A 22,692-nucleotide genomic window follows, 5' to 3' on the forward strand; every position below is an offset into this window, starting at 1 on the left:
TATTCTTTTGTTGTGAGATATGTCTCATATTTTATCAGTGTACGTATGAGCAAGAGGCTATTGAACTCCTCTTACCCATATATTTGGTTATTGGCTTAATGAATTAAGCTTAGCTAAAAAGATGTAAAATGACAGGGAATATAAACGGGGCAATAAGCGAGGTGATAACCCCACAGGTCATTAATGCAAGAGAGCTATAAGCACCTTCAATGTAATTCACTTCGGCACAGCGGGCAGTACCTAGGGCGTGGGAAGCTGTTCCCATCGCGAGCCCTCTTGAGGCGTGGGTTCGTACACGTAGCACATCAAATAAGCTATGGCCAAACATGGCGCCTAAGATCCCAACAAACAACACGCAAGCGGCACTAATCGCAGGGATCCCACCAACAGAATCAGCGACAGCCATCGCAATAGGAGTAGTTACTGATTTAGGTAAAATAGAACCCGCGATATCTGGGGTTGCCCCCAACCATAGTGCGATGGCAGCACCGCTGAACATGGCCACTAAACTACCTGCAAAACAAATGCTTAATAAAGATTTCCACTGGGCACGAATTTGGTGCATTTGTTCGTAAAGTGGAAAAGCGAGCGCAACGACTGCGGGTTGTAGTAAATCATTGAGTATTTTGCTACCTGCAAAATAGTGCTCATAAGAGGTATTCGTGATCACTAGTAGTGCAATCAATACCGCAATAGTAATTAATAGTGGGTTTAAAATCGGTAACTTAAATGTGGTCGACAACTTACGCGCTAAATAAAACACCACAATGGTCAGCGGTAATGACCACCAAATATGTTCTAACATTATTCATTCCCCTTAGTTTTATCATTATTAATGACCGAAGAAATTGGGTCTTCGGGGGGTAAAGGAACGTCATCAGGTTGAGCCCCAACGACAGGGCGTTCCTTATGAATATAGTTGGAACTGATGGCGACAACCACCATAACGATTAAGGTACTAACTACACAGGAAACGATGATAGGAACCATTTGTTGGCTGAGTAATTCATAGTAATTCATTATGCCAACACCAATAGGAACAAACAGGATGGTCATATTTTTCAACAAAATGCTGCAACCGGGTTGTGCCCACTTCGCGGGGATAATTTGTAACGCAAGCAATATGAATAAAATTAACATGCCGACAATGCTGCCAGGGATGGAGAATGGAAGTAGTGTTGAGATAAGGTTTCCAATAATCAGGCAAAGGTAGAGTATTGCGAAAGCTCGCAAATATTGCCATCCCGTTATCAGTACCTGTTTAAATGACATGAGACTGGTCCTGTAATGTAATATCTATTCATCATACAATTAACTTTATTATTGTGCTACTGATCACAATAAAAAGCCAATAAAAAAGTGGGAAGTATTTAGCTTCCCACTTTTGATGAATAACAGACTAGAGTAAGTATGGGTTATTTAACTTGCATACCGGGTTGTGCACCACTGTCTGGGCTGAGTAAGAAGATATCTTTCCCGCCAGGACCTGCTGCCATTACCATGCCTTCAGAAACACCGAAACGCATTTTACGTGGCGCAAGGTTGGCAACCATCACCGTTAAACGGCCTTCTAAAGCTTTAGGATCTGGATAAGCGGAGCGAATACCAGAAAATACTTGGCGCGTTTCACCACCGATATCCAATTGCAATTTCAGTAGCTTGTCTGAGCCTTCAACAAAATCAGCTTGCTTGATTAATGCAATTCGCAGGTCAATTTTCGCAAAATCATCAAAAGTGATGGTTTCTTGAATTGGGTCATCGGCAAGTGGCCCCGTAAGTTGCTGTACGGGTTTGATGCTCTCTTTTGAGGCTTCAACCATCGCATCCACTTTTGCCATTTCAATGCGGTTAAATAGCGCTTTGAACGGTGCGACGCTGTGGTTCAGTAATGGGGTGTTAATCGCATCCCATGATAATTCACTATTTAAGAAGGCTTCAGCACGCTTAGTAAGGCCTGGTAAAACAGGTTTCAGGTACGTCATCAGAACGCGGAATAAGTTGATGCCCATCGAGCAAATATCTTGCAGTTCTTGATCTTTACCTTCTTGTTTGGCGACAACCCAAGGTGCTTTTTCATCAACATAGCGGTTTGCGATATCGGCTAATGCCATGATTTCACGGATCGCTTTGTTATATTCACGGTTGTTATAATCCTCACCGATAACTTTAGCGGCATCAACAAATTGTTGGTATAACTCTGGCTCAGCAAGGTTTGCTGATAATTTGCCATCAAAGCGTTTAGCAATAAAGCCCGCATTACGTGATGCCAAGTTAACCACTTTATTGACGATGTCGCTGTTGACGCGCTGGACGAAATCTTCCAAATTAAAATCGATGTCATCAATACGCGAAGACAGTTTTGCTGCATAGTAATAGCGCAAGCAGTCAGCATCTAAATGATCTAAATACGAACGCGCAGTAATAAATGTTCCGCGCGATTTAGACATTTTTGCCCCGTTAACCGTGACATAGCCATGAACAAACAGGTTTGTTGGTTTACGATACTGGCTACCTTCTAACATAGCAGGCCAAAACAGGCTGTGGAAATAGACGATATCTTTACCAATGAAGTGGTAAAGGTCGGTTTTCGAATTTTTATTCCAAAACTCATCAAAATCAAGATCGCCGCGTTTGTCACACAGGTTTTTAAAGGAGCCCATGTAACCGATAGGCGCATCTAACCAAACATAGAAATATTTACCCGGCGCATCAGGAATTTCAAAACCGAAATAAGGCGCATCACGGGTAATATCCCATTGTTGTAGGCCTGATTCGAACCACTCTTGCATTTTGTTGGCGACTTGTTCTTGTAATGCGCCTGAGCGAGTCCACGCTTGAAGCATGTCGCTAAATGCAGGAAGATCAAAGAAAAAGTGTTCTGAATCACGCATTACAGGTGTAGCGCCAGAAATCACTGAACGTGGGTTAATCAGTTCTGTTGGGCTATAGGTTGCGCTACAGACTTCACAGTTATCACCATATTGGTCTTCGGCTTTACATTTTGGACAAGTGCCTTTAACGAAGCGATCCGGTAAGAACATGCCTTTTTCTGGGTCGAAAAGCTGTGAAATAGTACGGTTCTTAATAAAACCGTTATTTTTTAGTTTCCCGTAAATCAGCTCTGATAAAACTTTGTTTTCTTCACTGTGTGTGGAGTGGTAGTTATCATAACTAATGGCGAAACCAGCAAAATCGTTCTGATGCTCTTGGTTCACTGCCGCAATCATCTCTTCTGGCGTTACGCCAAGTTGTTGAGCTTTAAGCATGATTGGAGTTCCGTGCGCGTCATCGGCACAGATAAAGTGAACCTCTTTGCCGCGCATTCGCTGATAACGGACCCAAATATCAGCCTGAATGTGTTCCAGGATATGACCAAGATGGATTGAACCGTTAGCATAGGGTAACGCACAGGTTACCAGTAATTTATTCGCGACTTGAGACATAGTAACTTTCTTACTTCCATTATTTGAAAAGGGTCTTTGATGTTAACCGATCAAAACCATCGCTGCTAGGGGTATAAAATATTAATTGGAAATTTGTTTGAAAAAGAATTTTTACCTCTTCGTGGCTTTTCCTATCTCGATATAATAACTTTCTTCCTGTTCTCTGTTATGATTAATCTCAGTCAAAGTATATCCGCCCAATTTTCTGTAACTTATTCTAGGATATACATAGTTCAAAAATATAAATAAAGGAGCCGGGATGAACGATAAATCCCCCGAGCAGAACAAACCAGAACTGCTGACTGAACAAGTCTCCAAAGTTTTGGCTTCATTTACACACCCAACACTGCAACGTAATTTGATTTCTATCAAAGCGTTACACCATTGTGCAATGTTGGACAACGTGCTGCATGTCGAATTAGTTATGCCATTCGTTTGGAAAGGGCCGTTTCAAACTTTAATTAGCGAAAAAACTGCTGAATTAAAGCAACAAACAGGGGCTCATGCAGTTGAATGGAAACTGCGCCATGACATCACCACATTAAAACGTGCAAATGATTTGCCGGGTATTAATGGTGTTCGTAATATCTTAGCCGTCAGTTCGGGTAAAGGTGGTGTTGGTAAATCCAGTACTTCTGTGAACTTAGCGCTCGCACTGGCACAAGAAGGGGCGAAAGTGGGGATCCTTGATGCGGATATTTACGGCCCATCAATTCCAAATATGTTAGGCACAACTTTAGAGCGCCCAACCTCCCCAGATGGTCAGCACATGGCGCCAATTATGGCGTATGGTTTGGCGACAAACTCAATCGGTTACTTAGTGACGGATGATAACGCCATGGTCTGGCGTGGCCCAATGGCAAGCAAAGCGTTGATGCAAATGTTGCAAGATACGTTATGGCCAGATTTGGATTATTTAGTCATCGATATGCCACCGGGAACAGGTGATATCCAGCTAACACTTTCCCAAAATATCCCTGTAACAGGGGCGGTGGTTGTGACAACACCACAAGATATTGCCTTGGTCGATGCCATGAAAGGCATTGTGATGTTCAAGAAAGTCAATGTCCCTGTACTGGGTGTTGTTGAAAACATGAGCGCACATATTTGCAGTAATTGTGGCCATGTTGAGCCAATTTTCGGTACCGGTGGTGCTGAGAAATTAGCCGAAAAATACCATACTAAATTATTGGGGCAGGTTCCTCTGCATATTTCTTTACGTGAAGACCTTGACCGTGGCCAGCCTACTGTTATGCGTGATCCTGAAGGTGAATTTGCAGATATTTACCGTGAAATTGCTTCGGGTATTTCAGCCTTGATGTATTGGGAAGGGGATAAAATCCCAACAGAGATTTCTTTCCGTGCCGTTTAATCGGTTATAGAGAAAAAAGGCTATTTAGTTTATCACTAGATAGCCTTATTTATTGTTGATACTTTTCTTTACTAAACGTGTTTTTTAACCTTCTATTTTTCTGAATTGTTTGCGGAACATTTCTTTATTGAGTCATGTTCGCGTAGAATAACCACATCTTTTATTTAATCAGTTTTCTTTCTACGGGCAACCCGAAAAGGTGACTATGAAATTTTTAATTTTTATTGTTGTCGTGGTGCTGATCGTTATTTATTTTTATAACCGTATCGTCGCATTGCGAGAAGCTGTTATTTCGAGTGAAACAGAAATTTCAGTTCAATTAGATCGTCGTGGAAAAGTATTTGATAGCTTATTGGCAACAGTTAAAAAATATTTAAGCCATGAAAGCGAGGTGTTCAGTAAAATTACTGAGCTACGGACGCAAGCACAAACGGCGACTGGGGATAAAGCCCGTGAAGCCGAAGATGCGTTATCAAAAATGGTAACAAGTGGGGCAATTAATGTCGCGGTGGAAGCTTATCCTGAGCTAAAATCCGATGCAATTATGGCAAATTTACAAGAAGAAATCGTTTCTTCAGAAAATAAATTGTCATTTGCTAAACGTGGTTATAACCGTTCATTAGAAACTTATAATGCGTATATCGCTTCTATGCCTGCGGCACTCATTGTTGGCATTATTCCTAGCTTAAAAATTTCAAAGGAATATTGGCGTCTTGATGAAGAAACCATTAAGACTGAGGAATCACGTCGAATTAATTTTGATTAAAAGCCTTTAAACCTTTGAAGTGATAAATCATCGGGATGCCTTATGGTGTTCCGATATTTTATGAGTAGTAGATAACAGGTTACATTATGGATTTTAGAAACGTCATTCGTAAAAATAATATTCGCACACGTTTGGTGGTGATGAGCTATATTGTTTTAATGCTAATCATTGGATTACTGGCGGATATTGCAACACATCCAAATGAACAATTGGATTTGGTCGACAATGCGATGATGTTTGTGACACTTCATGAATTACCTATCGCCACTTTCATTGTTTTAGGTTTAACCTTCCTTGGGCTAATTTATATTCATTTTAGAGGCCATAAAATGATGTTAGCTGGGATGAATGCCAGAGAAATCACCCAAGAAAATGCGAATATCCCCCAAGAAAAGCAACTTTTTAATATTATTGAAGAATTAAGTTTAAGTGCCAGCTTAGGCTATATTCCTCGCTTATATATTTTAGAAACGGACGAGCCTAATGCTTTCGCAGCAGGGTGGAATAATCGTAATGCACTTGTGGGGGTGACAAGAGGCTTATTACAGACACTTAATCGGCAAGAGGTTCAAGCCGTTCTTGCTCATGAAGTTGGGCACATTATTCACGGTGATTCAAAATTAACTCTGTACGTGGGGATTTTGGCGAATGTGATTTTAACCGTGACCAATTTATTTAGTCAGATTTTTATTCGAACAGCAGGGCGCAGTCGCAATAATGCGGCGAACAAAGCGCAAATGATCCTATTAGTTCTGAATTTTGTTTTACCGTGGATAACTCAAATTCTCTATTTTTATTTATCGCGTACCCGTGAATATATGGCGGATGCCGCAGCGGTCGATCTCACTTCTGATAACCAAGCGATGATCAGCGCACTGAAAAAAATATCGGGTAAGCACGAAACCCACGAGTATGATAAGGCGAGTACAGGGCAAGCTTACCGTAAGGCCGCTTATATTTTTAATAAGGGCGATTCTGTGTTTTCAACTCACCCTTCGATTGAAAATCGCATTGCGGTATTAGAAGGAAAAAAACAGTTTTAGTGTATAAATGACATTTTGTACGCTTTGATTTACGGCATTTCCTATCTAATGGGTGTTTTTTTTGCGAACTTTGTTGAGGTATGCTGGAACAACACGCCATTACCCCCTATAATTCCGCCAACATAACATTTTGCTGTTGTGTATTTTCATTTCTAATATTTAACCAGGTTATCATTTTATGACTGACATAGCGCATCACTGTACCATTGTAGGTATATCGGGAGCCTCTGCATCTGGCAAAAGCTTAATTGCCAGTACGTTATACCGTGAATTAAGGGAACAGGTTGGTGATCATAATATCGGTGTTATTCCAGAAGATTGTTATTACAAGGACCAAGCCGATGTCCCAATGGAAGAGCGTCTTAAAGTAAATTATGACCATCCTAACTCGATGGACCACAGCTTGCTTTATGAACATCTCAAATCACTGAAAAGTGGTCAAGCAGTAGAAATTCCGCAATACGACTATGTCGCTCATACCCGTAAACAGAAAACCATCACGTTTAAACCTAAAAAAGTTATTATCATTGAAGGTATTTTATTATTAACAGATAAGCGCTTACGTGGTGAAATGGATTTTTCTATTTTTGTCGATACGCCACTTGATATTTGCTTGATGCGCCGTATTAAACGTGATGTAAATGAAAGGGGCAGAACGCTCGACTCCGTTATTGACCAATATAATAAAACGGTTCGCCCAATGTTTTTGCAATTTATTGAGCCATCAAAGCAATATGCCGATATTATAGTACCTCGCGGGGGGAAAAACCGTGTTGCGATTGATATCTTGAAAGCGAAAATTGGCGAATTCTGTCAAGATTAAACCGCGCAGAAATTAAAATAATGAAGGGGGAAACAACCATGCGTCTTTGTGACCGCGATATTATTCAATGGATGGATGATGGTAAATTAGTTATTAGCCCACGCCCACCAGTTGAACGAATCAATGGTGCAACTGCAGATGTTCGTTTAGGAAATCAATTCCGTGTTTTTCGAGGACACACGGCTGCATTTATTGACCTTAGTGGCCCTAAAGATGAGGTTAATGCCGCATTAGATCGCGTCATGAGTGATGAAATTGTGCTTGATGAAGATGAGCCCTTTTTCCTACATCCAGGTGAATTAGCACTTGCAGTGACGCTTGAGTCTGTTACGCTCCCTGATAACCTTGTCGGTTGGCTAGACGGGCGCTCTTCATTAGCGAGGTTAGGTTTGATGGTGCACGTAACAGCACATCGAATTGACCCCGGTTGGCATGGGCAAATCGTGCTAGAATTCTACAATTCAGGTAAATTACCGTTAGCGTTGCGTCCTGGCATGGTGATTGGCGCATTAAGTTTTGAGCCGTTATCTGGTAGTGCTGATCGCCCTTATAATAGCCGACAAGACGCTAAATATAAAAACCAACAAGGTGCTGTTGGTAGCCGTATCAGCGAAGACTGATAACCGGTGAACTTTGCGGAAATTGCGGCGTTTAATGGAGATTAAACAGGTAATTTCCGCCCATTTTCAGGGATAGGTGTGAGTTCATTTTTGTGGCGAGCGCAAGCGGAATTTAAGAGAGGGAAGAATGAAACGTTTTTTGACGACACTGATTATTTTACTCGTGGTAATTGTTGCAGGGTTAACCACACTTGTAATGTTGGTGAACCCGAATGATTTTCGTCATTATATTGTTGAACAGGTAGAGAAAAAAAGCGGTTATCAACTTGAATTCAACGGTGATATGCGTTGGCATGTATGGCCAACTTTAAGCATTATTACTGGCCCTGTTTCCCTTACTGCACCGAATGCCGCTAAACCCATACTAAGTGCAGATAATATGCGCTTAGATGTTGAATTATGGCCACTTATTTCCCATAAGCTTTCTGTTGAGCAAATTGTGATTGATGGTGCTGTTATCCGCAAAACACCGGATAGCGAAATCCAAACTCACCGTAATGCTCCTGTCGCGCCAGGTGGTGTGCCTACATCCTCCCCTTTACCAGAGAAAAATAGCTGGTTATTAGATATAGAAAAAATTAATATTTCCAATAGCTTAGTGATTTGGCAAACATCTAAAGATGAGTTTAACCTACGTAACATTGATTTATCACTGAAGAAAAGTGATAAAAAACAGGTCGCCGTTAAATTCAGTGGAAATCTAAATAAAAACCAACAAGAGTTTGTATTTAATCTACGTGCAGATATCGATTTATCGGATATTAATCAAAAGATTAGTGGGAAATTAACGCAATTTGATTATAAATTGAGTGGTGTTGATTTGCCTGAAAGTGGAATTGAAGGGCAAATAACAAGTGATTTTCTATACACCAAAGGGAAAGTAGAAAGTGCCAGTTTAAGCCATTTGGTGATAACGGCTAATGAAAGTGCCCTGTCAGGCGATGCCAGTATACAATTAGCCGATACCCCCAAAATAATGGTCAATTTAGTGGCCGAAAAATTAGATTTAGATAACTTACTGGGGACTATGCCTAGCAGTACCCATATCGAATCAGAGGTGAATAATAACCGTGTTGGTGTTAAACCGGTTATTTCTGGTGCAAATCCTCAACAATATGATTTATCTGGCTTGCAGGCATTTTCCGCCAATATCAATTTAGCCATTAACCAGTTAATCTATCGTGGAATGATGGTTAGTGACGTAGTTTTTGAGGCACAAAACCAAACACCTCGTTTGACGGTTTCAAAATTACAGGGTAAGGCATTTGGTGGTGCCTTCTCATTACCAGTGACATTTAATTACAGTTCAACGCCGGCATACGTTTCCGCAAGGCCGGATTTTAAAAATATCGACCTAACACCACTATTAAAAGCCTTCAATATGCCACAAAAATTAAGTGGGGTAATTTCGTTAAATAGCACATTATCGGGTGTAGGTTATGATGACCATGCAGTAAAAAATCAATGGCAGGGGCCTGTTAATTTTGAGTTAAGAAATGCAAAATTGCAGGGGTTGAATATTCCTTTATTAATTCAGCAATCCGTTTCCAGAGTAACCAATAAAATTAATGCACCAGTGAATACGGGTAACGTCACTGAGGTTGATTCTTTCATTGTGGCAGGTAAATTAAATAAAGGTAATTTGAATATTTCCTCTATGAATGCAACGTCATCCTTAGTTAACATTAGTGGGCAAGGTCGTATAAATATCCCTAATGAAACTATTGATGTCAATTTAGGGGTTAATATTGCTAACGGCTGGGGCGGTGATTCACGTTTAGTCCAGCAATTGCAAGCAATGACTATTCCACTGCGTATTTATGGTAGTTGGAATAATTTAAAATACCAATTAGATGTGGAAAAACTACTGCGTGATGAGTTACGGACTCAAGCCAAAGAAGCCCTTGGTAATTTTTTAAAGAAAGAAGAAAATAAAGGGCTTAATGATTTATTGAATGCATTGTAACGATATATGTCATCATGGAGCCACCTAAAACAGGTGACTCCACTTAATATTTATGGTTCAAATTTGGATGGGGCTTTGTTCCCCTTCCTTAAATCAGCCGCTTTTTGCATATTATCAAGATGAGCTTGGTTACCTCTACTAACATTAAACTTATTGTTACTTTCTGCCTTACTCATCTTTTCAGTGATTGTTGATAATTTAGTCTCTAGCTTAGTGATTGTTTTTTGCTTTGAACTATTGTGTTTATATGATGAGGAATCTAGTTTATCCTGATACGATTTAACGGATGCCGTTAGTCTATCTAGCTGTGACTTTAACTCTTTGATAGAATCATTTTGGAAAGGTCCTGATGCTTTGTCACTTAGAATATTACTTAGCTTCGATTTAATGTGACTTAATCCAGTAGTAATATCTTTATTCAGCTTAGTAATCTCTTTTTTATGGACTATTTTTTCTGAAGTTGCTACAGGGCATTTTTGATTATGATTACTAACGCTACTCGTGTTTCCACTTACACCTTTTGATGAGTTATTTATTTTTACATTCTGACTAGTATTATTTGGTTGATTGCTATTGATATACATAATATGACCTTTATTAAAGTTAATTGTATTTTATTGGTCGAATTATTCAGTGTTTCAATGCTATTTTCTTTAATAAAACGCTACTGTTTTTATTGTTAACGGGTAAAGAGATAACATCTGCGGTTTTTAGACAAAAAAATACCGACACAGAGGTCGGCATTTTTGTATTAGCGCTAAAGGTTAGTCATCTTCAAACTCATAACCATCCCCTTCAGGGGCAGGTGGCGTGATTAACACTTTATTGACTCGGTGGCTATTGACTTCCAGTGGTTGGAAAATACAACCATTGATAGTGACTTGCTCTCCCACTTCAGGAACACGTTGTAAGTGTTCCATTAAAAGACCCGCAATCGTTTCATACTCACGTTTATCGTCTAATTCCATAGGGATAAACATGATCAGGTCTTCAAGTGGCATAAAGCCGTTGGCAATCCAAGTACCATCATCCAGTTTTTGAATGTCGTGGCGTGAGTCATTTTCTTCATCACCAACCGGCAAGTTACCTGCGATCGTTTCCATTACATCGGTCAATGTCACGATACCTTCGATAGAACCAAACTCATCCACAACAAAGGCAAAGTGAGTATGCGCCTTACGAAACTGCTCTAACGCTTTTAACAGAGACAACCCTTCTGGGAATATCAATGGTTGGGTAATCAATGCACGTAAGTTTAATGGTTGGCCTTTTAATTGCTGTTTAACCAAATCCATTACATGTACTACCCCAACAGGTTCATCACTGATAGTTTCATCAATGACCACTAAACGCGAGTGTGGGTTTTTCTCCATTAATTGCAGTAAATCTGAAGATGATTTATTAATGTCGAGATAATCCACATCATGGCGTGAAGTCATAATGCTTTCTACGTTACGTTGTGCCATACCGAGCACTCGAGCAATCATTAAACGCTCTTGTGGGTCAAAAACGGATTGATTATCAGCGATAAGATCAGAAGTATGTGGGTCTAATTCCCCACGCTCATTATTACCGCTAAGAATGCGTAATACCGCCTCTGCTGTACGTTCACGTAGTGGACGTGAGCCTTTAAGGAATTTACGTCGGTTAAATTGGGCAAATTGGTTTAGGACTTCAATCATGATAGAGAAGCCAATTGCAGCGTATAAGTAACCTTTCGGTATGGCATAGCCAAACCCTTCGGCAACTAAGCTGAAACCAATCATCAGTAAGAAGCTTAAACACAGTATGACAATGGTTGGGTGCTGGTTAACAAAGCTAGTTAACGGTTTACTTGCCCAAATCATTAATACCATAGCAATGGTTACAGCGGCAATCATTACGCCGATATGGTCAACCATGCCGACAGCGGTGATCACGGAGTCCAGTGAGAATACGGCATCAAGAACAATAATTTGTGCAACAACAGCCCAGAAATTCGATGTCTTTCTTTGAGTATTGGTGTGTTCGTCTTTCCCCTCCAGCCGCTCGTTTAGTTCCATTGTGGCTTTAAACAAGAGGAATAGACCACCCACCAACATGATTAAATCTCGAGCACTAAAAGGATGCTCAAAGAGAGTTAATATTGGTTTCGTGAGGGTAATGAGCCATGACAAGCTAAATAGAAGCACAACACGCATAATCAGGGCTAATAAAAGTCCAGTTACACGGGCTCTATCACGCAGCTTTGGCGGGAGCTTATCTGCCAGAATGGCGATGAAGACGAGGTTATCAATACCAAGAACGATTTCTAGAACGATAAGGGTAGCGAGGCCCGCCCAAATCGAAGGATCTGCGATCCATTCCATACAGTTTGTTTTACCTTCTGATATGACGGCTTATACCGACGAATGAATAATGCGGTTTGTTGAATGAAATATCAATAAAAAATCACGCTAATTGGACAATTCTTGACAAAAATGGCCTTGTATACGTCATCGATTGCATCAATAACTACCATGCTGCCCAATCCTAGGTTAATATGTGATCCCGTTAACAGAATGTCAGCACGGTCGAGGCTGACTTGGTCCTAATCAGACAGGAGTTGTTCATGTCAAAGCAGCAGATTGGTGTTGTCGGAATGGCAGTCATGGGGCGTAACCTTGCGCTCAATATTGAAAGCCGCGGTTACTCAGTGTCTATTTTTAACCGTTCTAAAGATAAAACAGACGAAGTGATTGCCGAAAATCCAGGGAAAAAATTAGTTCCCAACTATACAATTGAAGAGTTTGTTGACTCTCTGGAAAAACCTCGCCGCATCTTGTTGATGGTTAAAGCGGGTGAAGCTACGGACAAAACCATTGCCTCACTGACTCCTCATCTGGACAAAGGGGATATCTTAATTGACGGCGGTAATACCTTATTCACTGATACTATCCGTCGTAATCGTGAATTATCCGAGCAAGGTTTTAATTTCATCGGTACTGGTGTTTCAGGTGGTGAAGAAGGCGCACTGAAAGGCCCTTCAATTATGCCGGGCGGGCAAAAAGAAGCTTATGAATTAGTTGCGCCAATCTTAAAAGAAATCGCAGCACAGGCTGAAGGCGAACCTTGTGTGACCTATATTGGTGCAGATGGTGCGGGCCACTATGTGAAAATGGTTCACAACGGTATTGAATACGGTGATATGCAATTAATCGCAGAAGCCTATTCATTATTAAAAGGTTCTTTGAACCTGAGCAACGAAGAGTTAGCAGGTATCTTTGCTGAGTGGAATAAAGGTGAGCTGAGCAGCTATTTAATTGAAATTACAGCAGATATTTTCAAGAAAAAAGATGAAGATGGTAAATATCTCGTTGATGTGATCCTTGATGAAGCGGCTAATAAAGGTACAGGTAAATGGACTAGCCAGAGTGCGCTGGATTTAGGTATTCCTCTGACTTTAATTACTGAATCTGTATTTGCGCGTTATATTTCTTTCTTAAAAGATCAGCGCGTTGCGGCATCTAAAGTATTAACCGGTCCAACCCTAAAAGCTGTTGAAGGTGATAAAAAAGACTTTATTGAAAAAGTTCGCCGTGCACTGTATTTAGGTAAAATTGTGTCTTATGCGCAAGGCTTCCAACAACTGAAAGCAGCATCAGAAGAATATAATTGGGATTTAAACTACGGTGAAATCGCAAAAATCTTCCGTGCAGGTTGTATCATTCGTGCGCAGTTCCTGCAAAAAATTACCGATGCGTATAACCAAGATGCGAAAATTGCTAACTTGCTGTTAGCGCCATATTTCAAGCAAATCGCTGACGAATACCAGCAAGCACTGCGTGATGTTGTCTGCTATGGCGTACAAAATGGTATCCCAACACCGACATTCTCAGCGGCTATCTCTTATTATGATAGCTACCGTTCAGCAGTATTGCCTGCAAACTTGATCCAAGCGCAACGTGACTACTTCGGTGCTCACACTTATAAACGTACGGATAAAGACGGTGTTTTCCACACTGAGTGGATGGAATAAAATTCGTTATCATTAATTTTTGATAACACAAAAGGCGCTAGGTTTAGCGCCTTTTTTCACTTTGAAGAGCCGTAAAATATTTAATTTATTATTATAAGTAAATCATTAATTCGACGGTGGCTTTTGCTTTTCTATAATTTATTGCATCTCATATTTTAAAAATTAACTTTATCGAGTCTGGGCATGGTTTATGCGTAATTTTCTTATCTTATTACTTTTATTGGTATTACTTGGTCCATTAGGGATTGATTTATATTTACCAACAATACCTGATATTGCGAAGGATTTAGGAAGCAGTGAGTCGGTGATCCAGTCAACGATAGCATTGTTCATTCTTGTTCTGGGGCTAGGGCAATTGATTTCGGGCCCATTAGTCGATAGATATGGACGAAAACCTATCGCGATTTTGGGCATGGTGTTGTACATCATTGGTGCTGGTGTTGCCATTGTAGCAACAACACCCACAGTATTTATTGCCTCGCGTTTATTGCAAGGGGTTGCAGTCTGTTGTACTTCGGTGGTGGCATTTAGCTGTGTACGTGACCGAATGAATGGCACAGAAGCGGCCCGCGCTTTTGGTTTTTTAAATGGAACATTGAATATTGTTCCTGCGTTAGCTCCGCTGCTCGGAGGCCTGTTAGCAGAAGCGTGGGGCTGGCGAGCACCGTTCTGGTTTCTTGCTTTGTATGCATTAGTCATATTAGTGTTAATTGCAGCTTTTTTACCGGAGACACGTCCGGCTAATTTACCTAAAGCAAAAGTTATTCCGCTGAAAACTTATTGGCGAATTTTGGGGAATCATCAATTTATTATTTTTGCCTTAGTGAACGCAGGCACGATGGGTATGGCATTAACATATGTGTCACTTGCACCAACTGTGTTGATGGGGGATGCCCAGTTAACTCCGCTCGCGTTTTCTATAGTATTTGGTGTTAATGGTTTTTGGATCATGTTTGCCAGTTATATCGCTAATTATTTTATTCATAAAATAGGGCGACCAACCTGTTTATTGGTTGGTAGTTCAATGATGGCACTTGGCTGCTTAGGATTATTGCTAGGTTTTGTCGTATTGCCGATAGAAATACAAAGCCATTGGTTAGTCTATATGTTACCTGTCGCTTGTGCTTGTACAGGGCTGGCCTTTATGATGGGAACGGCAACCAGTTATGCTTTAGAACCGTTTGGTAATGAAGCAGGCACTGCATCTGCCTTAGTGGGTTTTGTTCAAATGGCAGGGGGAGCAACTCTCGGACTCTGTGCAATCAGTTTGCCTATCGCACCAAAAATATCATTAGCATTAGTTATGCTGGTTGGCTGTTTGTTTGGATTGCTTGCAAGAAAAAAGAGCTTATCTCTTGTTAAATCAATATAGAGTAGACCGTTTGAAGATTTTATTTTTCATTATGTCGTATATAGTTATCACTAATTAATTTAGTAATTAGTGATAACTTAGATAAAATTATGCAATATCACCATTAATCGTTGTTAGGAGTCTATTCTTCTTTATTTCAATTTCTCTAGAATGGACAATTTTATTATTAATATAAAGATTAGCTTTTATGGGGTTTAAACTTCGCTCAATATTAACATGAAATTTATTCATCATCTCTTCATTTGAACGGAAGTTATGAAGTTGGTACTGGCTTATTTTCCCATCTTCAAAAATAACCTCTAAATATGGCATTTGAGTGTCTATTTTTTTATCATGGCTATAAACCATACCATAAGAACCATATAAAGAAGGGTAGATATAGCTATCGATTACGTCTTTAGGGTCATAGAACCCCATTAAGGTCACAACAGGTACCCCTTGTTTATAGGGAACTTTATAGAGGATTGTTTCATTGTTATCTTTTCGATTCCAAGTGTAGCCATCTGAAATATAACAAATTGAATCATTTTTTTTAATTAATTCAATCTTGTTGTTAATATGAAGCTCACTATTGTAATCCGCGACTGATTCTATTCTTAAAATAGCACCCTTATTACTTTCATTTGCTAATGGAATATTGATTTTTATGGCATGATAACCATTTCCATTATGAATAATAACGTTTTTGTTTTTTTTCAATAGTGAATTTAAATCGTTAGCTGTAATATCTGAACCATTTATTGCAGTAAACTCGATGGCGTTATATTGTGATAGTTCTAAATATGCATCTACCATCTCTTTTATTTCTGGATCCCATTTTTTATATCCTGTTTTTGATTTTTCACTAAATACATGCTGATTTTCAAATCTATTTTGAATTTCAATAAAAGAATTAGGTGTATAAGCGGTGTAAACGTTGTAACGCGCATCATAAGCTTCACCTCCATTCATTCCATCATGATTTAATGTACCATTTTTATACATATTTGGAATAAAATAGTTATTATCTGAATCCCACAGCCAGGTTGAATTTTTTTTATTTGCAGCTGCATGGGAGCCGCCTTCAACTCCCCCGTGATGATCACCTAAACCAAAATTGTGACCGAATTCATGGCTGATCTCATTATTATCTGTACTATATAATGTAGCTTTACCTCTACCACCAGACCAGCCGTGAACTACTCTACCATTTTTATACATTCCGACAGAGTTATAGGCAGTTATTTGGGGAGTTAGAACAAAGGAATCAGTGTCCGGAGCAGAACTATTTACACCATAATTTGCAGTGTTAACACCATCAGCATAAAAAGATTTAGTGATCAACTCTCTCATGCTGCCACTATGGCCTCCTCCCTCATCCGGTGCATTTTCTGTAAAAACTTGGCCATCAGGCATGACTACTTTTAACAAATGGATGGGTTCGTAGCGAGAAACAATTAGTTTACTGACTGGAACCGTTTGATAATATTGGCGATTTAGTTCGAATTTATTTAGGAAAAGATGTTCATTTCTTGGTGGTGTAAGTAACCCGATATCAAAAGTATTAATGAGTAATTCATTTGGGGCACCTACATCAATGTTAGATAATGTACTTTTCTGACCTTGATAATTAAATTCAAGTTTTATTTCTGGATGGATATATTCTTTTGGGATTGTAGTAGACCATGTTTTATCTATATATTCCAAGTTGCTAATGAAATTTTCTTTGTTATTCTGATTAATAGGGATCCATTTTTTATCTAAATCATAGACAAAAAGGACGTTTTCACCTGTTTGTAACTTTATAGTGTTTTTTCCATAATGAATGTAACTGTTATACGATGCATTAGAGCTAAACAGTATTTTATTATTATGGAATGCATCATTTTTATTTAATGTGAAGTCACGACTCCAATTACCATCACTAGTCAATATTTTTATTGAGTCATTATTCTTTATTAGATTATTTAAATAATTTCTTTTTTTCGAAGCCTCAATGATTAATTCATTTTCATCTAAAGTTAGATCAAATTTATTAGGGTATGAGTTGTTGATTTTTGATGTGTTACTAGAAGAAATAGGAATGTTTTCCCATTTGCCATTTGAATTACAATGGAATAATAATACACTGTCTTTTTTTAGCTCGAAAACTTTATTTGTAGTGTGGATGAATGTTGACTCTTTAGCTTCTGATGTGAAAATTATTTTTTTAGATGTGAATTTTTTATTCTTTTTTAGTGTGAATTTTTTGACTCTATCATAATCCATTTTCATTATTTTTAAGGTGGAGTTTTCTTCTAGATTTTTCTCAAAAAAATCTGCGTCTATTTTATTTATATCGATATCTGGCAGGTTTCCAATTTCAAAATAAATAATTGGAAGAGTATTTGAGGGTGCTTTTCTAGGGGGGCTGTAATATTTTATTTGTTTAGCATCATTTTTTGTTAGCCAATGTCCATTTTCATCACATATAAAAAGGGTGGATGATTTTGACGGTAATATAGAAGTGTTATTGCCATAATTAACTTCAATATCGTTATTGTCAGTGTTGTGTAATTTTATAGTTTTACCTTTATATTTGATGCTATTATTTAGAATGAAAGGTGTTTTTATATTGTTATGATTAAGTTTTAAATTTATTTTGTTATTATCTAAAATTGTTTCGTGTAAGTAATTTTGATTTTTGGATATTTCAATTAATTCACTATTAGATCTCATGACAAGGTCGAAATTTACCGGTGATTTGAAATCACGAGGTAATAAATTAGTTTCTCTTATACTATTATCTGCAATTTTTGGTAGTTTAGATGGGGGAGATAGCGGTTTTTGCATGATTAAATTATTATTTTTATCATAAATATTTAATTGAATTGGATTTTCTTCTGGGATATGAGTATGCGGTTTAAACATAATTAAAGTCTTACGTTCCTTAACTAGTTTAGGCTTACTATCTCCATTTATATGGAGTTTAGATGGAATAATATTAGCTTGGGCGAAAAATACATTTCCTTTTAATTCACCATCTACATCACTAGAGTGTAGGTTGTTATTAAAGTAATGATTAGTTTTCCCATTTTCAAAAAATGAGAGATTACCGAAGGATTTGTTTATTTCTGTTATTAAATGCCAATAATCTAGAATGGAGTTAGACTTATTTATAGTATCTATATAATAATCATTGTTTCCTATTGATAAAATATGGCTTTTTAAGCTGTTAATCAATAATGATGGTGAAGTCGTACTTAAGTTTTTATTTGGCATAAAGTATTATCTTATCTATTTGTTGTTTCGTATAAGCTGGTCTAATTTTTAGTTGATGGTAAGATAAAATATCTTTAAAAAAAAGATGAATGGTTTAATAGTTACTCCTAAATGATACTCTAAGTATTGGAAAGCTCACCATGAGTGAGGAAATTAATATTATTTGAACTAGCGAGGTTAAAATGAATAACTCATTACTAAAAAAGCCAATGATTACTTAGTGTGATGTATTTTGAACGCGGATACATCACCATAGAATGCGTTCTATGGTAAATATAAACGAATTAAAAGGTTTAGTGCCATGAATCAAAAGCATTGGTCGAAATATGAGCTACTTCATGAGGTTGTACAAAACCCCAATATCCATATCAAAGGTAGGCATAGTTATTACAGCGACTGTTGGGATAACGGTTTTGAGCAGTCAGTTGTGCGTTATTTACAAGGTGATGAACAAAGCCGAGACTGGCAGCTAGCATGGAATGTTGACCAACTTTATATCGGTGATTATGTCTGTATTGGTAGCGAAGCTGTGATATTAATGGGAGGGAACCATACTCACCGAATGGATTGGTTTTGCTTATATCCTTTTCTTGAATTTATTGAAGAAGCTTATGTAGGAAAAGGCGACACAGTGATTGGCGACGGAGCCTGGGTTGGCATGCGTGCCTTTATCATGCCGGGTGTTAAAATTGGTGAAGGCGCAGTTATTGCAACGAATAGCGTGGTAATTAAAGATGTCGAGCCTTATTGTATTGTAGGTGGAAATCCCGCTAAGGTAATAAAATATCGTTTTCCGTCAGATATTATTACTGAATTACTCGCATTGAAAATTTATGATTGGCCAGAAGAAAAATTTACCGCATTAAAGCGGTTTATTTGTGGATCAGATTTTGTGGCATTAAAAAATGCCTGTCAGGAATATGATCAGCGATTGATTGGTTAATTTTACTTATTGATGGGTATTCTGTGGAATACCCTTTTTTTAATACAAAACTAATTTTCTTCTGTGCGAATAAACTCAACTAAAGTCGGTGCGGCTATTCTTTGATAATCTTCTGTATTTAAAATAATAGAGCGCTCTAATGTACCGGCATTAAAAGCTAGTTCCTCAAAACGTTCAAATAATAGTGGGTCGGCAATTAACTTTAAGTTAGGGTGAAAACTAAAAGGCGGAATAGCCCCGAACACACATTGAGTGAGCTCATCGACTTCCTTTGGGCTTGCTAAAGATGCGCGGGTTCCACCAATGGCCGTGGCAACCTTATTTAAATCAGCCTGTTTATCAGCGGGTAAAATCGCCAGTACATGTTGGCGAACGCCATTTCCTTTTACATGGCATACTAGTCCTTTTGCCCCTTGCCCAAGCTGTGTGCCACGTATTTTTGCCACTTCTTCCGATTTCCCTGCTGTGGGGTGCTCCATCACACGATATTTTGCATTATTTTTATCAAGTAATTGTGTGAGTTGCATAAAAATAGAATTTTCAGACACTGTTTTTTCCCTTTAAAACCACATCAATAATAAGAAATGATAACAAGTTAATTAAGAGATACAACCGTGAAATATAGCGAGTCAAAAACATAAATTTGGGAAATATTATAAATTGCATATCAGATGCGGTTTTTAACTATATTGTTAATCTATTCTTGGGTTTTATTGTCATATCTTCTGGTGAATTAATTATTCAAAATAAAATCAATGAGTTATTTTTCCTTTTTTTTATCATGGTTGAGAATACATCTTATTAAGAATTGAGTTTGATCATTTACGCTGCATTTTATTATAGGTAATATAAAAATTTATATAACGAAAAGATAATATGACTCGTAAATTTAATTTATATCTCATTATGCCGCTTATTGCAGGGATCGCACCGTCTATTGTTGCAGCACAAGTTTCTGAGCAACTGGCTAAACCTAGGCAAGATAGAATGTTAGTCACCGCAGCACCAAGTGATGTAATCATGGAAGCACAGGCTGGTGCTGGCTTTTTCACATCGCAAATTGATATTGGTCCATTAGGCAACCGTGAGTGGATTGATACGCCGTATTCTACAACCACGATTAGCCGCGAAATGATTAATAATCAACAAGCTAAAAGTTTGAGTGAGTTATTGAAATATGCGCCAAGTACACAAATGCAAGCCCGTGGAGGGATGGATGTAGGGCGTCCACAAAGCCGAGGTATGCAAGGTGGCGTGGTGACGAATAGCCGGATTGATGACCTGTATATGGTGTCAACAACGGCATTCCCCGTGGAAATGTTGGATAGAGTGGACATTATTAATAGCTTGACGGGAGCATTGTATGGCCCTGCAAGTCCCGCAGGGCAGTTTAATTTCACCACAAAACGCCCAGAGGATATTCAGCGTTTTTCTTTAGGTTACCAAAGCCGTAATGCCTATAGTGGGCATGCTGATTTAGGCGGTTATTTTGATGCTGATAAACGTTTTGGATATCGCCTTAATTTGTTGGATGAAGAGGGAACAGGCAGCCTTAAAGAGAGCACATTACGCCGTAAGTTAGCCTCTGTGGCGCTTGATTGGAATATTCAACCGGGTACACAGCTTCAGTTTAATGCCAGCCACTATAATTTTGTGCAAAAAGGCTATGTGGGTAGTTTTAGTTATGGCTCTGCTATTAAATTACCAAAAGCACCTAATCCACAAGATAAAAATTTAGCTTTGCATACCGCAGGAAATGATTTAACCACTGATACCGTTAGTACTCGATTAATTCATGATTTTAATGAGGATTGGACACTAAAAGCGGCAATTGGTTATCAGCAAGCGGATAGGGCGATGCGTACGGTGACGAGTGCCATTCAAGATAACAATGGAACCATTAGCCGCTCATTAAGTGATTCCCCCGCATCGGGACGTTTTCGTGTGTTGAGTAATTCAGTGGTAATTAATGGTCATGTAGACACGGGCTCTATTGGTCATGATTTATCATTAGCGACGAATGGCTATGTTTGGTCGATTTATAGTGCAAAAGACAAGAGCGTGAGACGTGATTTGGGGCAAACCAATATGCACCGCCCGTCGCCAATGGAAGAGCCATCGGATGGCAAAATTCATACGGGAGGTTCACGTTATAAATCAGCTGAAAATAGCCAACAAAGTATCACTGTCGGTGACACAATCACGTTTGATTCACAATGGTCAGCCATGTTTTATCTCAGCCAAAGTTGGATTGAAAGCCGTAGCTTTGATAAACAAAACCACAAAACCAGCCAGACCAATGACCATGGCCTCAGCCCTCAAGCAGCATTGATGTATAAAATTACCCCTCAGGTGATGACTTATATTAGCTATGCTGATTCGTTAGAAGAGGGGGATACCGCGCCGATGAATCAAAACCTGAAAAATGAAGGGCAGACTTTAGACCCTTATCGTAGCAAACAATATGAATTGGGTATTAAAGCCGATGTAGCAGATTTAAACCTTAGTGCTGCGGTATTCCATTTGGAGCGGCCATTTGCCTACGCGGGGGATGACAACGTGTTCCGCAAACAAGGTGAACAAGTAAACCGAGGGCTAGAGCTCACGGCAACCGGCCATGTTTGGCAAGGGCTAAATGTCTATAGCGGCGTGACTTTCTTAGATCCAAAACTCAAAGATACCAAGTTCACGACAACGCGTGATAAACGTGTTGTTGGTGTGCCGAAAGTTCAAGCCAATATGTTAGTGGAATACAGTTTACCGACAATGCCAGAACTGGTGTACAGCGCTAATGTGCACTATACAGGAAAACGAGCTGCTAATGACACCAATACTAGTTGGGCAGGTAGCTACACAACATTGGATTTAGGAACTCGTTATAGTACAAAAATCAATCAAGTTCCAACGACGGTCAGATTATCCGTCAATAACGTAACGGATGAGCGCTATTGGGCTTCCATTTTTCCATCAGGTATCAATGGAGAAGGGAAAGGGGGAAGTGCTTTTTTAGGTTCAGGCCGTGAAGTTCGCGCAACGGTTACGTTTGATTTCTAATTATAACAGTCTAGGAGTATGCCGTTTTACGTTAAGGTGAAACGGCGTGAAAA

Annotated in this window: 17 protein-coding genes; 10 read left to right on the forward strand and 7 right to left on the reverse strand. The window is 38.9% G+C overall.

Translation table 11 applies throughout. The annotated features are described in order from the left end of the window. Positions 1-109 precede the first annotated feature (109 nt). From PSE83_RS07130 to metG, 3 genes are all read right to left on the reverse strand, one after another. Positions 110-805: a CidB/LrgB family autolysis modulator gene (locus PSE83_RS07130; RefSeq protein WP_004256514.1), complete on the reverse strand. Its 696-nt coding sequence runs from the start codon at positions 803-805 to the stop codon at positions 110-112. Further along, a complete protein-coding gene (locus tag PSE83_RS07135) occupies positions 805-1,272 on the reverse strand; it encodes a CidA/LrgA family protein (protein WP_004256512.1) in 468 nt (155 codons plus the stop codon). The genes PSE83_RS07130 and PSE83_RS07135 overlap by 1 nt, the downstream gene beginning before the upstream one ends. Positions 1,273-1,415: 143 nt before the next feature. Next, positions 1,416-3,443 (reverse strand): methionine--tRNA ligase, encoded by a 2,028-nt coding sequence (gene metG, locus PSE83_RS07140; protein WP_004256509.1) that lies wholly within the window; start codon positions 3,441-3,443, stop codon positions 1,416-1,418. Between the two features lie 259 nt (positions 3,444-3,702). Here metG and apbC point away from each other — a divergent pair, with 259 nt between their 5' ends. The 6 genes from apbC to asmA all read left to right on the forward strand — a co-directional run bounded on the left by apbC (position 3,703) and on the right by asmA (position 10,033). Beyond that, positions 3,703-4,815, forward strand: a complete 1,113-nt coding sequence (gene apbC, locus PSE83_RS07145; RefSeq protein WP_004256506.1) for an iron-sulfur cluster carrier protein ApbC — start codon at positions 3,703-3,705, stop codon at positions 4,813-4,815. 205 nt (positions 4,816-5,020) lie between these two features. Next, positions 5,021-5,581 (forward strand): LemA family protein, encoded by a 561-nt coding sequence (locus PSE83_RS07150; protein WP_004256501.1) that lies wholly within the window; start codon positions 5,021-5,023, stop codon positions 5,579-5,581. 86 nt (positions 5,582-5,667) lie between these two features. Further along, positions 5,668-6,624, forward strand: coding sequence for a zinc metalloprotease HtpX (gene htpX, locus PSE83_RS07155; protein WP_004256497.1), 957 nt, complete (start codon positions 5,668-5,670; stop codon positions 6,622-6,624). A 178-nt stretch (positions 6,625-6,802) separates the two neighbouring features. Beyond that, positions 6,803-7,447, forward strand: a complete 645-nt coding sequence (gene udk / locus PSE83_RS07160; RefSeq protein WP_004256495.1) for a uridine kinase — start codon at positions 6,803-6,805, stop codon at positions 7,445-7,447. 38 nt (positions 7,448-7,485) lie between these two features. Then, positions 7,486-8,067, forward strand: coding sequence for a dCTP deaminase (dcd, locus tag PSE83_RS07165; protein WP_004909269.1), 582 nt, complete (start codon positions 7,486-7,488; stop codon positions 8,065-8,067). Between the two features lie 127 nt (positions 8,068-8,194). Next, positions 8,195-10,033 carry an outer membrane assembly protein AsmA gene (gene asmA, locus PSE83_RS07170; RefSeq protein WP_272660752.1) on the forward strand — a complete coding sequence of 613 codons (1,839 nt, stop codon included), beginning with the start codon at positions 8,195-8,197 and terminating at the stop codon, positions 10,031-10,033. A 50-nt stretch (positions 10,034-10,083) separates the two neighbouring features. Here the strand turns inward: asmA and PSE83_RS07175 are convergent, their stop codons facing one another. Continuing rightward, entirely contained in the window at positions 10,084-10,617 is a 534-nt protein-coding gene (locus PSE83_RS07175) for a hypothetical protein (protein ID WP_094960640.1), read from the reverse strand. Between the two features lie 180 nt (positions 10,618-10,797). Then, positions 10,798-12,381 carry a TerC family protein gene (locus PSE83_RS07180; RefSeq protein ID WP_004256484.1) on the reverse strand — a complete coding sequence of 528 codons (1,584 nt, stop codon included), beginning with the start codon at positions 12,379-12,381 and terminating at the stop codon, positions 10,798-10,800. A 242-nt stretch (positions 12,382-12,623) separates the two neighbouring features. Between PSE83_RS07180 and gndA the strand changes: the two genes are divergently transcribed. Next, on the forward strand, positions 12,624-14,030 hold the full coding sequence (gndA, locus tag PSE83_RS07185) for an NADP-dependent phosphogluconate dehydrogenase (RefSeq protein WP_004256481.1): 1,407 nt from the start codon (positions 12,624-12,626) through the stop codon (positions 14,028-14,030). 190 nt (positions 14,031-14,220) lie between these two features. Further along, the gene (locus tag PSE83_RS07190; RefSeq protein WP_004256478.1) at positions 14,221-15,402 is read left to right on the forward strand and encodes a multidrug effflux MFS transporter; all 1,182 of its coding nucleotides are present in this window, start codon (positions 14,221-14,223) and stop codon (positions 15,400-15,402) included. 87 nt (positions 15,403-15,489) lie between these two features. Here the strand turns inward: PSE83_RS07190 and PSE83_RS07195 are convergent, their stop codons facing one another. Beyond that, positions 15,490-18,642, reverse strand: a complete 3,153-nt coding sequence (locus PSE83_RS07195; protein ID WP_272660753.1) for a M66 family metalloprotease — start codon at positions 18,640-18,642, stop codon at positions 15,490-15,492. 301 nt (positions 18,643-18,943) lie between these two features. Between PSE83_RS07195 and PSE83_RS07200 the strand changes: the two genes are divergently transcribed. After that, a complete protein-coding gene (locus PSE83_RS07200; protein ID WP_004256473.1) occupies positions 18,944-19,585 on the forward strand; it encodes a CatB-related O-acetyltransferase in 642 nt (213 codons plus the stop codon). A 50-nt stretch (positions 19,586-19,635) separates the two neighbouring features. Here PSE83_RS07200 and PSE83_RS07205 read toward each other — a convergent pair whose 3' ends face one another. After that, positions 19,636-20,112, reverse strand: coding sequence for a YbaK/prolyl-tRNA synthetase associated domain-containing protein (locus tag PSE83_RS07205; protein WP_004256470.1), 477 nt, complete (start codon positions 20,110-20,112; stop codon positions 19,636-19,638). A gap of 349 nt (positions 20,113-20,461) precedes the next feature. Here PSE83_RS07205 and PSE83_RS07210 point away from each other — a divergent pair, with 349 nt between their 5' ends. Then, entirely contained in the window at positions 20,462-22,639 is a 2,178-nt protein-coding gene (locus PSE83_RS07210) for a TonB-dependent receptor (protein WP_164565401.1), read from the forward strand. The last annotated feature ends 53 nt before the right edge of the window (positions 22,640-22,692 follow it).

It is taken from the genome of Providencia sp. PROV150 (assembly GCF_028481025.1).
Lineage (GTDB): Bacteria > Pseudomonadota > Gammaproteobacteria > Enterobacterales > Enterobacteriaceae > Providencia > Providencia hangzhouensis.

Coding starts and splice junctions, on each gene's coding strand:
- asmA (WP_272660752.1), top strand. CDS start 8,195: ATGAAACGTTTTTTGACGACACTGATTATTTTACTCGTGGTAATTGTT.
- PSE83_RS07200 (WP_004256473.1), top strand. CDS start 18,944: ATGAATCAAAAGCATTGGTCGAAATATGAGCTACTTCATGAGGTTGTA.
- udk (WP_004256495.1), top strand. CDS start 6,803: ATGACTGACATAGCGCATCACTGTACCATTGTAGGTATATCGGGAGCC.
- PSE83_RS07130 (WP_004256514.1), bottom strand. CDS start 805: ATGTTAGAACATATTTGGTGGTCATTACCGCTGACCATTGTGGTGTTT.
- dcd (WP_004909269.1), top strand. CDS start 7,486: ATGCGTCTTTGTGACCGCGATATTATTCAATGGATGGATGATGGTAAA.
- apbC (WP_004256506.1), top strand. CDS start 3,703: ATGAACGATAAATCCCCCGAGCAGAACAAACCAGAACTGCTGACTGAA.
- PSE83_RS07180 (WP_004256484.1), bottom strand. CDS start 12,381: ATGGAATGGATCGCAGATCCTTCGATTTGGGCGGGCCTCGCTACCCTT.
- metG (WP_004256509.1), bottom strand. CDS start 3,443: ATGTCTCAAGTCGCGAATAAATTACTGGTAACCTGTGCGTTACCCTAT.
- PSE83_RS07205 (WP_004256470.1), bottom strand. CDS start 20,112: ATGCAACTCACACAATTACTTGATAAAAATAATGCAAAATATCGTGTG.
- PSE83_RS07150 (WP_004256501.1), top strand. CDS start 5,021: ATGAAATTTTTAATTTTTATTGTTGTCGTGGTGCTGATCGTTATTTAT.
- PSE83_RS07135 (WP_004256512.1), bottom strand. CDS start 1,272: ATGTCATTTAAACAGGTACTGATAACGGGATGGCAATATTTGCGAGCT.
- PSE83_RS07195 (WP_272660753.1), bottom strand. CDS start 18,642: ATGCCAAATAAAAACTTAAGTACGACTTCACCATCATTATTGATTAAC.
- PSE83_RS07175 (WP_094960640.1), bottom strand. CDS start 10,617: ATGTATATCAATAGCAATCAACCAAATAATACTAGTCAGAATGTAAAA.
- PSE83_RS07190 (WP_004256478.1), top strand. CDS start 14,221: ATGCGTAATTTTCTTATCTTATTACTTTTATTGGTATTACTTGGTCCA.
- htpX (WP_004256497.1), top strand. CDS start 5,668: ATGGATTTTAGAAACGTCATTCGTAAAAATAATATTCGCACACGTTTG.
- gndA (WP_004256481.1), top strand. CDS start 12,624: ATGTCAAAGCAGCAGATTGGTGTTGTCGGAATGGCAGTCATGGGGCGT.
- PSE83_RS07210 (WP_164565401.1), top strand. CDS start 20,462: ATGACTCGTAAATTTAATTTATATCTCATTATGCCGCTTATTGCAGGG.